Here is a 12,351-nt window from a genome sequence, read left to right as displayed (position 1 = left end):
ACACAAATAAGAGAGATACCCCTTCTTATTTATAAAGGGGTACAACCGACTACTTCACTGGCTTTAACTCTTCATCCAGTTTTTTAGAATCATAATAATCACCCTGCCAGGTGATTTTTCCTGCTTTAACATGAATATAGCTGACGCCTTCAAATTTGATCGGATTATTTGTCGGCGGACTCCCTGCCCATTCACCACTATTTTTGCCTGAAAATTCCCAACGAAAGGCCACGGTATCTTCGTCGTAGACGGGTTTTCCAACCATTTTCCAGCTAAGATCTGGAACCGCCTTAATAAAAGCGCCGATAACCTCTTTTTCTGCTTTTTCCCTGCCGTTTATCGGTTCTCCTGCGGCGGCATCATAATAGACCGCATCATCAGCAAGAAATTGAGCGGCTCGCGAAGCATCATGCGCATTCCACGCCGCCATATACTCTTTTACGGTATTCAGCGATGTACTTTCTGCCAGGCTATAGCCCGAGAACATCACTAATGAAAGCACCGCGATTTTTAATGTTTTCATCGTAATCCTCTCTATTCAGAAATGTCGCACATGATATGTTTCACCCGAGTGTATTCCTCGAGTGAATAAGATGAGAGATCTTTGCCGTACCCCGATTTTTTGAACCCGCCGTGCGGCATCTCGGCACACAGAGGAATGTGATTGTTAATCCACACCGTGCCAAAATCGAGGTCAATGCTGAAGCGTTGGGCGCGACCATGGTTACTGGTCCAGACGCTGGCGGCAAGACCATACTCCACATCATTCGCTTTGTGTAGTACCTCTTCGTCAGTAGAAAACGACTGAATAGTCATTACCGGGCCAAATACTTCATGCTGAATAGCTTCATCATTTTGATGCAAACCGGAGACGATCGTCGGCTCAAAATAGAAGCCTGGACCAGATCCTGCGCGCCCACCGGTTTCAATTTTTGCATGTGCCGGTAAACGCTCAATAAAGCCTTTCACCTGCTCCAGCTGATTCCGGCTATTCAATGCGCCGTACAGTGCATTTTGATCTTCTGGCGGCCCATATTTGATACTTTTTGTTTTCTGGATCAGTTTTTCCAGAAACTCAGCGTAGATAGATTGGTCTACCAGGATCCGCGTTGCCGCTGTGCAATCCTGCCCGGCATTGAAAAAGCCAGCTGTGGTAATCGTCGCAATCGCCTTGTCCATATCCGCATCGGCGAACACGATTGCGGGCGCTTTCCCGCCCAATTCCAGGTGTGCTCGGGTCAGATTTGCCGCCGCCGAAGCCGCAACCTGCAAACCCGCACGGACCGAACCGGTAATCGAGACCAGTGAGGCTTTCGGGTTTGAAACCACCAGCGAACCAGTGCTGGCTTTGCCCAACACAACGTTAAACGCCCCTCTCGGGAACAACGGTGCGGCCAGTTCAGCCAACAGCAACGTACTAACTGGCGTGGTGTCGCTTGGTTTTAGCACCACCGTGTTGCCTGCCGCCAGCGCTGGTGCAATCTTCCACACCGCCATCATGAACGGGTAGTTCCACGGCGTCACTTGCCCAACAATACCCAGCGGTTCACGACGAATGGTTGAAGTAAATCCTGCGGAATATTCTCCGGCCGCCTTTCCTTCAAGACAGCGCGCCGCACCGGCAAAAAAGCGGATGGCATCGCAAGATGCTGCGATCTCCTCTTTCTCAATAAAATGGCGAAGCTGACCGGTTTCCTGGCTCTGCGCGGTTACCAGTCGCTCAACGTTGCGTTCAATCTCATCGGCCAGCCGCAATAACGCCTTTTGCCGCTGTGCCGGCGTCGATTTTCTCCAGATGCTAAACGCCGCCTCCGCTGCTGAGTAAGCCTGCTCTACCTCCGCCTCGTTAGCGTTGGGAGATATTGCGTACGTTTCACCGTCAACCGGACTCACCAGTTCGAAGCTATCTTCGCTACTGCCTGCTACATAGTGCCCATTAATAAAATGCTTCAGGGTTTTCATGTTTGTCTCCTGCCAATTAATACATAAAGAATCTTATGTAATATATATATTGTAAATTTTTTTCAAATGCGCAACATTGACACTATGATAAGCCTCGCATTTTTAACTTAATTTTCACATTTGCAGGATGAGGCTTTTTATTGCCAGCTGACGCGTTACGCCCAGCTCATCATAAGGTTATCGGGACACACATCCGCTTGTGCAGTGACGTTGCGCCCAGGCATGTAAAATAACTCGGCCATTCTTACCTTCCTTGCCCGACGGGCATGTGTTAAAAATGGTCGTTGTTTCAGGGAATTGAGTACAGAAAAGATTATGATTACTCACGCGGTCATATTTGCGCCTATCGGGCAGGTCAGTCGTTCAGACCAGATAGTCCAACGCCTTTCAAATGCCATTATCACGGGGTTGCTGGAGCCAAAAGAACAGCTCCCCAACGAAACTGATTTGGCAAAGATGATGGGTGTCTCACATATCACTATCAGAGAAGCGCTAAACACGCTTCGGGCTAATAATCTTATCCATACGGTTCGTGGTCGTAATGGTGGGAGTTTCGTTTGCGAAAATATTGATGGCAAAAATAGCGCCCTGCATCCGTTCAAGGCGATCAGTACGGATTATCTGTCTGATCTGGGTGAAATGCATTGCGCCATTATTAGCCATAGCGCGCGGCTGGCTTCCCGACGGATGACCGGTGCGGATATCGCCAAATTTCGCGAGTTTGTCGAGGTGCTCAGAAAGGCAAACTCACCTGAGCTGATGACTCAGGCCGATATGCGTTGTCTGCTGGCGATTGCCGCCAGTTCGCATTCAGCGCGACTGGCCAATCAGGAGCTGCAGGTTCAGGCTGAATGGGCATCGCTGGTGGCGATACTTTATCGCACAGACAGTATTCATGCAGAAATTATCGCGCTTTATTCGGCGCTGGCCGATGCGCTGGCTGCTCACAACGAGGCAGAGTCAGTACAGTTTGCCACGCAGATCATCGACACGTTTACCTACTACCTTATTGAAAAAAAGCTGAAATATAACTCGAACTGACAATCAGTGAAGGCAGGACAGACAATGAGCTCTTCGACATCCCTAAGCGCATTAATTCGTAAAATTGATGATATTACTGTTTCTACCGTAGATTCTACCGTTGCGCTGGCGAGGAGCATCCATGAGGCGATTTCAGGGGTACAAAAGGCCTCAGCCGAGATCGTTCTCGACCCCTCAGTCAGATCCACCGTTCAACAGCACATCAAGCGCACGCTCAATAACAACCATTACTGCTCAGGGGCGGGATTCGCCAGCCATATTGAGAGCACCGCAACCACAAAAGAGTACTGGTTGCTGGAGTGGTGGTATAAGAAAGATAATGGTTTAAGCCAGGCGCATCTGGATTTGGATCAGGCCACTCAACAACGACTGGATTTCAGAACCTTTGAGTGGTTTAAGCATTCTCCTCCGGCAGGCAAAGCCTATATCCACGGTCCCTACGTCGACTATATTTGCAATATCTCCTATACCTTAACGTCAGCCGTCCCGGTCTACTACAACGATCAGTTTCTCGGTGTTGCCGCGGTCGATCTGCTGGTCAGTCAGATAGAAGCCGAACTGCTTTCCTGTGCCCATCCTGACTATGTGATTCTGACTAATCTGGAAAACAGGATCATTTTCTCCAGTTGGCCACGTTTTCGCGTGGGTGAATTGCTGTCACCTGCAAACAGTACCGTGGTGTATCAGAGCGACTACTTTATCCTTTATCACTATCAAAACTAAGGGCCCGAAGGCCCTTAGTTTTTAGTTATCCTGCCCCATATTGAGCTTATTGGCGTACGCAATGGCGTCGTTTTCCGGCGCCGCTGAACGACCAAACGGACGGGTCAGGAACATATAAATAAGCCCCGAGCCAACAACAATCGCCAGGCCGAACAGGACCGTCCAACGGTCGATGAAGTCGCTGCTGTCTGCCGGTTGCGCCAGTAACCAGATCCCGCACAATCCGTAAGCTAACGCCAACACATTCACGATTACGCCCCAACCGCCAATGGTCCACTCCCCCGCCGGTTTCCAGCCTTTCAGACGCTGACGCAGCGCGGCCAGCACAACCATCTGGAACGAGATATAAATCCCGATAACAGCAAACGCGGTGATACGCGACAGGTTATCTGGCTGGAAATAAACCCAAACGCAGATGATCACTGGCAGCAGGCAACTGACGACCATGGCATTATCCGGAACACCATTTTTAGAGATTTTGGCCATCCATTCACTTCCAGGCAGCATTCTGTCGCGGGAGAAAGAAAAGATAAGACGGCTTAACGCAGCCTGCAGAGACAAAATGCACGACAACATGGCGATAATTGCAACCACGATAAAGACAGTCGCGCCAGTTTCGCCCAGAGCTTCATTAAGGATTGCCGGGATCGGATCGGACGTTTTGCCATTCACGATACTGACCAGATTCGGTGAAGCCAGCAAATAACCCATAACAGAAATAATGGCGGAAATCGCGCCGAATACGATGCTTAAAATCATCGCCACCGGGATCTTTTTACTCGGATTCTGCACCTCTTCCGCAACGTTACCGCAGGCCTCAAAGCCAAAGAACATAAACAGCCCCATCAGTGCAGCAGACATAAATGCGGTGGAGTAGCTGCCGTCATGAGCCAGCACGCCCATCGAGTCAAAAATCACAGAGAACGGCTGTGAACGGTGGAAAATCAGCAGATAAATCCCCAGCGCGATCACGCTGACAATTTCACACCAGAAGCCAATTTTTGCCACCCGGGCCAGATTTTTAGTCCCGGACATATTAACGGCCATCATCAACAGCAACAGCAGAACAGAAGTCACCAACATCGTGGCCGGCGTCTGACCATAGTGGAAGAGTGATTCAACAAACGTTGATGTATATTCCGCGATCGACGTAATGGTGACCACCAGCGCCCACAGGTAGATCCAGGCGGCGATCCACGCATACTTCTTGCCCCACAACCTTCTGGCCCAGGGGTAAAGCCCGCCGGTTATCGGATACTGGGAAGCGACCTCACCAAACACCAATGCCACCAAAAGTTGCCCACATGCGACGATTAAAATCCACCATACTGCGGGCGGCCCCGCCAGCGTTACGGCCAGTGCAAACAGCGAATAGACGGCGGTAAGCGGCGACAGGTAGGTAAAACCCAACGCAAAGTTTGAAATAAGACCGATCGAGCGATTGAACTGTTCTTTGCCATCTTTTTGAAAATTATCATTTTTCTTATCAGGTGTCTGTTCCATATTGCTTTCTCTTTTGTGGAATAGTCGCAGGGTTGAACAATTAATGTATAAAAGATATTAAGTTATATGTATAGTGATTTTGTCGCAGATTTGTTAAAAATGATCGCGCATCACGTTAATGAAAAAGTGGAGATAAAACGGTAGAGAGAGCGAGGATTTTGCGGTATTTACAACCAACGATTCTTTAGCAATTGCGAACCATAGGCTATTTTGGCGGATAAATACGCACAGCGGATTGCGTTCGATGCTAAGTAGCAAGAATCGCTGCTGTTAAGCAACATTTTTGCAATATAATAACGTGATGTTAAACGCTGAACCTGAGCAGGTGAATGATGGAAATTGATCTCGATAATCTGGTCTTTGATGGACTGGAAGAAGCGCAAGAGCGTAACGCTGAACGTCTGGAAGATGCAGACAAGAAAGCGCAGGAAATTATTGCTGATAATGACTGCGGCGACGCCTGCAAAATCTGATTTCCAAACCGGCGCAATGCCGGTTTTTTGTTGCCTGTTAACCCCACCCACTTCAGCCCGTATACCGTAAGGCCTCAATCAGTTGGGCAAAGGCGGCGGTATGCTGTTTTCGGCTGGGATAGTACAAATAATAGCCAGGAAAAGGTTCGCACCAGTCCTCCAACACTTTTTCCAATGCCCCCTCTGCAACAGCCTGCTCGACGGTGTCTTCCGGCACAAAAGCCAGCCCCATTCCCGCCATCGCTGCGCTAATTCGCGGGGGTAGATTGTTAAAAATAAGCTGCCCTTCCACCCGTACGCGCAAATCTTGCCCGTCTTTAGCAAACTCCCAGGCGTATAATCCGCCCAACGTCGGCATGCGCATGTTAATACAGCTGTGATTTTGCAGGTCGTGAGGGGTTTGCGGTTTGCCATGACGAGCAAAATACGCCGGTGACCCCACCACTACCATGCGCCAGTCCGGGCCAATTCTGACGGCTACCATGTCTTTTGCCACCTGCTCACCGAGCCGAATACCCGCGTCATAACGGCCAGTCACAATATCCGTCAGACTATTGTCGATGGTCATTTCCACATTAACATCAGGGTAAGCCTGCAAAAACGGCTCCAGCGCGGGCCAGACGGTAGATTGCAATGCATGTTCGCCCAGCGTCAGGCGAATGTTACCGGCCACGCGCTGACGAACATCGGTTAATGCCAGCAGCTCTGTTTCAATGTCATCAAAACGCGGGCTGATACTGTTGATAAGCCGTTCTCCGGCTTCGGTCGGCGCAACGCTGCGCGTGGTGCGGGTCAGAAGCCGTACATCCAGCCGCTCTTCGAGTCCACGTATCGCATGGCTTAACGCTGACTGCGAGACCCCGAGCTTTGCCGCTGCTCGGGTAAAACTACGCTCGCGGGCAACGATAATGAGATAATAGAGATCGTTAAAATTATCACGCAGCATGCTTATCCCCACTCCAGACCTGTTGTGATATATGGTACAGGTCCGGAGGGTATTCCAGTAGCATTTCTGGACATTAGCACAGCTCAATCTTATTCAAGCGTGCTCTCACACAAAAACAAAATGCGAATTATTACCAGGCTTATGCACGATTTTACCTTTCACTCCTGCATTATTTTCACCCGCTATTAACACATCCTTCACTAATAACATTTTGTATATAGATAAGAATTTTTTCTTATTTTGTCCCAACCGTAAGTTATGGGAGCGTAAAAAGCACAAACCAAAAAACTACAGGGATTTCATACAATGATGGCAACGAAAACTTACCGCGCTAAAAAAACACTGCTGGCATTGGGCGTGCTGCTGGCCTCAGGACTTACCGTCTCGCAGGTTCAGGCTGACCAACTGGCCGATATCAAAGCCGCAGGCGTCGTAAAAGTCGCGACATTTGACGCGAATCCTCCGTTTGGCTCCGTCGATGCCAAAACCCATAAGATTGTCGGCTACGACGTTGATTTTGCCGAAGCGCTGGCCAAATCCCTGGGTGTAAAACTGGAACTTGTAGCGACCAATCCGGCAAACCGCATTCCGTTATTACAATCCGGTAAAGCTGATTTAATCGTCGCAGATATCACGATTACACCTGAACGGGCGCAGGTAATAGATTTCTCCGTTCCTTATTTTGTTACCGGCCAGCAGTTCCTTGTGCCAGCAAAATCTCCGGATAAGCTCGATGAATACAGCAAAGCACGCATCGGCGCGGTAAAAGGCACTACTGGTGAACAGGCACTGCATCAGCGCTTCCCGCAGTCGCGCGTGTTGGCCTACGACGATATCCCGCTGGCGTTAACCGCGCTACGCAACGGCAATGTTCAGGCCATTACCCAGGACAGTACGATTCTGGCCGGGTTATTAGGCGCTGCGCCGGATAAAGCTGATTTCAAAATTCTGCCGGACCTGCTGAGCAAAGAAGAGATCGGCGTGGGGGTGAAAAAAGGTGAGCCAGCGTTGTTGAAAGCCGTCAACGATGAACTTTTGAAGCTGGAATCTACCGGGCAGGCAGCCAAAATTTATGATGTCTGGTTTGGTCCTGAAACCAAAAATCCGCAAGCCCGCGCCTTTAAAATAGAAGCCAAGTAATATGCTCTCAACCCTTTTTCATCGATCCGCAGCTTCGGCTGCGGATTTTACCCATTTGCGCCAGGCGAGCGTCGAACTACGCAATGTGATTAAACAGTATGACGCTCACACCGTCCTTAACGGCGTTAGCCTGGCGGTTGAACCCGGTGAAGTGGTGACTATTCTGGGGCCTTCCGGCTCAGGAAAGTCCACTCTTATTCGTCTTATCAACCAGCTTGAGTCGCTCAGCGGTGGCGAAATCTTCATTGATGGTAAACCGATTGGCCAGTTGCGCGGGGCGGCGTTACGCCAGCTACGTAGCCGTATCGGTTTCGTATTTCAGCAATTCAATCTCTATTCGCACCTGACTGCGCTGCAGAACATCGCACTGGCGTTGGAATATGTTCACGGCTGGAACAAGACGGAAGCGGATCGTCGGGCACTTGAGTTGCTGGAAAAAGTGGGACTGGCGGAAAAAGCCAACGCCTATGCCGCGCAGTTGTCCGGTGGGCAGCAGCAGCGCGTGGCCATCGCCCGCGCACTGGCCTCGTCGCCACAAATTATTCTGTTTGATGAGCCCACTTCCGCGCTGGATCCGGAAATGATCGGCGAGGTATTACAGGTAATGAAAAATTTGGCCCACAGCGGTATCACCATGATCGTCGTGACCCACGAAATGCATTTTGCCCGCGAGATTGCCGATCGGGTGGTTTTCATCGATGGTGGCGATATTCTGGAAGTGGCCGCGCCGGAGGATTTTTTCGTCCGACCACAGCACCCGAGAACCCAGCGTTTCCTGAAAAAAGTGCTCGACCCGTTACACCAGGAGTCATCGTCATAATGCATGCAATGGACTGGCAGGGGGTGCTGAGCGGGCAACCCATGCAATGGATAATTTCCGGTTTTCTCACCACGCTCTGGGTGACGCTGGCAGGTATCGTGCTCGCCACGCTCATTGCCATCTCACTGCTCGGCCTGCGCCTGACGGGCAATCGTCTCGCTAAAGCGATGGTCGGGGTGTGGGTCTCGGTGTTTCGCAACACGCCTTTACTGGTGCAACTGATGTTCTGGTATTTTGCCGCCTGGAACTGGCTGCCCCGTAACGTCATTAGCTTTATCAATGCCGATCATCCATGGTCAATTTTGCCGGGTGATGTCTGGTGGTTAACACCGGAGTTTATCTGTTCAGCATGGGGGCTTGGGGTATTTACCTCGGCATTTTTGGTTGAAGAGATCGCTTCGGGTTTACAGGCTGTTTCTGCCGGACAACGCGAGGCTGCCGTGGCGCAGGGGTTTTCATCCTGGGCGATATTTCGTTACATTCTGCTGCCTCAGGGGCTGGCAAACGCCTGGCAACCGATTGTTGGGCAATATCTCAACCTGATGAAGCTTTCCTCGCTTGCCAGCGGTATTGGATTTGCTGAGCTCACCTACCAGGTACGGCAAATTGAGAGCTACAACGCGCACGCGCTGGAAGCCTTTGCCGTTGGCACCGCACTCTATCTGTTTACCGGCATCGTTCTGGGTATGCTGCTTACGCGTCTTGGCCCGCAGTCTGCGTCGGGTAAATCGTCAAAGATAAGAATGCGCATCTTCAGCGTCAGGAGCATACTGCATGATCGCTAATGTTTCGGTCGTTACCGACAATCTTGACTATCTCCTGTGGGGACGTGTAGCTGAGGGGCAACCCGGTGGCGTCCTGCTCACTTTGCTGATGGCTATCGGTGCGGCATTGCTGGCGCTGCCTGGCGGGATCGTTCTTGCCTGTTGCGCCTGGCGATTTCCGGGCGCGGTTCGCAACGGATTGTTTTTCTGGGCGGAATTTATTCGCGGCATTCCGCTCATCTTTGTGATTTTCTGGATGTGGTATTTGCTACCCATGCTGACCGGAAGCGATCTGCCCGGTGCCGTTACCGTGACGCTGGCGCTGGCATGGTTCACCGCCGCCTCGGTGATGCACTCGGTGTATGCTGGAATTAGCGCACTGCCTGGCGGGCAGTATGAAGCGGCAGTTGTTCAGGGTTTTCGCCCGGATCAGGCCCTGTGGCTTATCTTGCTGCCGCAGGTGCTGCGTAACGTACTGCCGTCGCTGACAGGGATTTTTATTGGGCTACTGAAGGACACGTCACTGGCGTTTATCGTTAACGTGCCGGAACTCACGACGGTTGCCGGTCAGGTTAACAGCCGGGTGCAAATTTACCCCGCAGCCATTTTTATCTTTACCGGGCTGGTTTATTACCTGCTGTGCTTTAGCCTTGAAAAAATCACCCAGCGCCGATTCGCACTAAAATGATCTCTCGGCTCAACATTCCACGAACTGATGGTCTTCGTTGAGCCGATATTTCACGCCCGCCCGAATGTTATTTTCCCCTTCAACGGCAAGCGCAAAACGCATTCTTTCGCCATCGTGATAAGCCAGCGCCGCACATCCGCCGGGACCAAGAATTATCGAGTCGACAGCACCGGTACTGGCAACAACGGCGTTCTCTCCGCTGGCAATAATGTGGATATTGTCCGCGCAGTTAGCGATTTTCGCCTCTGCGCCAAAACAGGCCAGTTGGGTTAAATCACCGCTACTGGCAATCCGATTTCGGTCGCCGAGCGAACTGATACGTACGCGCATGCCGGTACTGGCGATACGCGTTCCGTCGCCCACACTGCTGATACGCGCCGAGTTTCCCGCAATCGCTATTCGCCCGCGATCGCCTGAACTGCCGATATGCGTGTTATAGCCTACACTGCCAATCCGTGCGCTGTAACCGGCACAGGCGATCTGCGCAGCATACCCGGCGCTGGCAATTTTTACGTTATCACCCGCACTGCTAAATCGGGCATAATCTTCCGCACTCGCCAACGGACGACTGGTTTCCCCCGCAGCTTGCTCACGGGAAATATTCCCCATCGCGTCAATATCCTGCTGAGCAAAACTCGCCTCTTCCCGCCATTTTGACCAGCCGTATTCCACCAGGCTATTTGCCCAATCGGTATACCCTTCCCGCTGGAGCGCGCGATGAACATCGGCATAGCTTCCTCCTGCGGGAAACGCGCGTAGAAACCAGCGATACATGACGGGCCCAACACGCCAGACCCGTAAGTCACTTCGCGTAATCATCATCGCTTAATGCCGGTGGTAGCCATCCACCATACACTTAAAGGTTTCGCCCGGCGTGCGACCCGTAGTGCAGAGATAAAGATGCCCAAAAATGAAAAACAGACTGACTATTGCCAGCGCAAAGTGCGCCTGAAGCAGCCAGTAACGTACACCGGGGAACAGATCGCCGACAGCTACCGGGTAAAGCGATAACAATCCAGTGATCAGTAGCAGTGGCAACAAACCATACATCACGCCAACATAGGCCGCCTGCTGTAACGGATTAAATTTAGAGCGAGGTGAGGCCGGAAATGGGTGTGACTCGCCCTGCATAATGCCAAACAGGTAAAAACGAGTTTGTCTTTGCGCACGAGCGATCCAGCCCTGACGTTGAATAATATAGTGATGTCCGTTGCCGCCAATCAGGTTGATCAGCACAAAACCAATCCAGCAGGCAAGTAGCAAAAAGCCGCAGACCTCATGAACGGTAAGCAGGCTTTTCATTACCGGCGCGCTGACGGCAGAAAAGTGATTGACCAGGCCACTGACCAGAAGTAACAGAAACAGCAGCGCATTCGACCAGTGCCACAGGCGGACAGCCTTCGAATATAAATAGACCTTCTCACCGTGCCCTGCCGACGCTTTATGCGCAGCCCGAAAGCGCAGCATGGCGTGAAGCGCCAGCACCAGCCACATTCCCACCAGCATTAACCCGGCAACGACTAACCACACAGGCCAGTAGTCCGGTGAAAACAGGGGAACATACTGTGCAAGCTGGGCGTGAAACTGTTCGGCATTCTGCGACGCGTTCATACATTTTCCTTTTTAATCAAATGTTGACCGAACCGACGATACAGATGGGGTTTCCCGGCGCCTGCAAGTTGATATTCGTAATACTTGTTTTCTCGCAACCAGGTCTGAATTTCCGGGCTATCTTCACGACCGAAAATCAGCGCATGTTCCGGGCAAGCGTTAACACAGATCGGAGGGAAACCTTTCGCCAGCCGAGATTCAGCGCAGAAGTCGCATTTATCCGCCACTTTGGTTTGCGGGTTGAGATAGCGCACCTGATAAGGACACGCGCCAATACAGTAACTGCAACCAATACAGCAAGACGTATCTACTCGCACAATACCGTTCTCATCTCGCCAGGAGGCACCGGTCGGACACACCTCAATACAAGGTGCATCATCACAATGCTGGCAGGACTGACGGAAGTAGTGATACAGCGTTTCGTTGTCGTTATCGGTTACAGGAATATGCGCTATCGACAAACGGCTGCCCTGGTCAGGTACATGGTTGGTTTTCCGGCATGCACGAGCGCAAATATTGCATCCGTTACACAGTGATTCGTCGTGAATCATGACGTAACGAACGGCTTTAGGGCTCCTGGTACTCGCTAACAGATTTTGACCTGGGCCGGTAAAAAAAATCACCGTCCCCATGCCAATGACAAATTTTCGTCGGGTGAAGGACATCGGGTTATCCTCTAA

General features: G+C 51.2%; 14 protein-coding genes. 7 read left to right on the top strand and 7 right to left on the bottom strand.

Going from position 1 to position 12,351, the window contains the following annotated elements; translation table 11 throughout:
- Positions 1-49 precede the first annotated feature (49 nt).
- Together OGY10_RS10930 and OGY10_RS10925 are read right to left on the bottom strand one after the other, a co-directional pair.
- On the bottom strand, positions 50-523 hold the full coding sequence (locus OGY10_RS10930; protein ID WP_032943249.1) for an ester cyclase: 474 nt from the start codon (positions 521-523) through the stop codon (positions 50-52).
- Positions 524-534: 11 nt separating this feature from the next.
- Positions 535-1,962, bottom strand: coding sequence for a gamma-aminobutyraldehyde dehydrogenase (locus OGY10_RS10925; RefSeq protein ID WP_103014627.1), 1,428 nt, complete (start codon positions 1,960-1,962; stop codon positions 535-537).
- 315 nt (positions 1,963-2,277) lie between these two features.
- Here OGY10_RS10925 and OGY10_RS10920 point away from each other — a divergent pair, with 315 nt between their 5' ends.
- Together OGY10_RS10920 and OGY10_RS10915 are read left to right on the top strand one after the other, a co-directional pair.
- Positions 2,278-3,003 (top strand): FadR/GntR family transcriptional regulator, encoded by a 726-nt coding sequence (locus OGY10_RS10920; protein ID WP_008784630.1) that lies wholly within the window; start codon positions 2,278-2,280, stop codon positions 3,001-3,003.
- A 24-nt stretch (positions 3,004-3,027) separates the two neighbouring features.
- Positions 3,028-3,726 (top strand): cache domain-containing protein, encoded by a 699-nt coding sequence (locus tag OGY10_RS10915; protein ID WP_020996432.1) that lies wholly within the window; start codon positions 3,028-3,030, stop codon positions 3,724-3,726.
- 21 nt (positions 3,727-3,747) lie between these two features.
- Here OGY10_RS10915 and OGY10_RS10910 read toward each other — a convergent pair whose 3' ends face one another.
- Positions 3,748-5,229: an APC family permease gene (locus OGY10_RS10910; RefSeq protein ID WP_003832697.1), complete on the bottom strand. Its 1,482-nt coding sequence runs from the start codon at positions 5,227-5,229 to the stop codon at positions 3,748-3,750.
- A gap of 332 nt (positions 5,230-5,561) precedes the next feature.
- On the opposite strand from OGY10_RS10910, the gene OGY10_RS10905 reads away from it, so the two are divergent.
- Positions 5,562-5,702, top strand: a complete 141-nt coding sequence (locus OGY10_RS10905) for a hypothetical protein (protein ID WP_003832695.1) — start codon at positions 5,562-5,564, stop codon at positions 5,700-5,702.
- 52 nt (positions 5,703-5,754) lie between these two features.
- On the opposite strand, the gene OGY10_RS10900 is transcribed toward OGY10_RS10905, so the two are convergent.
- Positions 5,755-6,648 carry a LysR family transcriptional regulator gene (locus tag OGY10_RS10900; RefSeq protein WP_032943239.1) on the bottom strand — a complete coding sequence of 298 codons (894 nt, stop codon included), beginning with the start codon at positions 6,646-6,648 and terminating at the stop codon, positions 5,755-5,757.
- A 306-nt stretch (positions 6,649-6,954) separates the two neighbouring features.
- Here OGY10_RS10900 and OGY10_RS10895 point away from each other — a divergent pair, with 306 nt between their 5' ends.
- From OGY10_RS10895 to OGY10_RS10880, 4 genes are read left to right on the top strand one after another with little or no spacing between them, the layout of a single operon-like run.
- A complete protein-coding gene (locus OGY10_RS10895; RefSeq protein ID WP_048235466.1) occupies positions 6,955-7,788 on the top strand; it encodes an ABC transporter substrate-binding protein in 834 nt (277 codons plus the stop codon).
- 1 nt (position 7,789) lies between these two features.
- Positions 7,790-8,608: an amino acid ABC transporter ATP-binding protein gene (locus OGY10_RS10890; protein WP_191226077.1), complete on the top strand. Its 819-nt coding sequence runs from the start codon at positions 7,790-7,792 to the stop codon at positions 8,606-8,608.
- Positions 8,608-9,393, top strand: a complete 786-nt coding sequence (locus OGY10_RS10885; protein WP_191226078.1) for an amino acid ABC transporter permease — start codon at positions 8,608-8,610, stop codon at positions 9,391-9,393. The genes OGY10_RS10890 and OGY10_RS10885 overlap by 1 nt, the downstream gene beginning before the upstream one ends.
- On the top strand, positions 9,383-10,060 hold the full coding sequence (locus OGY10_RS10880; RefSeq protein ID WP_191226079.1) for an amino acid ABC transporter permease: 678 nt from the start codon (positions 9,383-9,385) through the stop codon (positions 10,058-10,060). Before OGY10_RS10885 ends, OGY10_RS10880 begins: the two co-directional genes overlap by 11 nt.
- 9 nt (positions 10,061-10,069) lie before the next feature.
- Here OGY10_RS10880 and ydhT read toward each other — a convergent pair whose 3' ends face one another.
- From ydhT to OGY10_RS10865, 3 genes are read right to left on the bottom strand one after another with little or no spacing between them, the layout of a single operon-like run.
- Positions 10,070-10,834 (bottom strand): protein YdhT, encoded by a 765-nt coding sequence (ydhT, locus tag OGY10_RS10875; protein ID WP_020996434.1) that lies wholly within the window; start codon positions 10,832-10,834, stop codon positions 10,070-10,072.
- Between the two features lie 51 nt (positions 10,835-10,885).
- Positions 10,886-11,671: a thiosulfate reductase cytochrome B subunit gene (gene phsC, locus OGY10_RS10870; protein ID WP_048235471.1), complete on the bottom strand. Its 786-nt coding sequence runs from the start codon at positions 11,669-11,671 to the stop codon at positions 10,886-10,888.
- Complete coding sequence (locus OGY10_RS10865; protein WP_020996435.1) at positions 11,668-12,336, bottom strand: 4Fe-4S dicluster domain-containing protein; 669 nt, start codon at positions 12,334-12,336, stop codon at positions 11,668-11,670. Before OGY10_RS10865 ends, phsC begins: the two co-directional genes overlap by 4 nt.
- Between the last annotated feature and the right edge of the window lie 15 nt (positions 12,337-12,351).

This window comes from Citrobacter sp. Cpo148 (genome assembly GCF_030332375.1).
GTDB lineage: Bacteria > Pseudomonadota > Gammaproteobacteria > Enterobacterales > Enterobacteriaceae > Citrobacter > Citrobacter portucalensis.
Note: the sequence above shows the minus strand (reverse complement) of the source record. Positions and strands in the feature narration are given on the sequence as shown.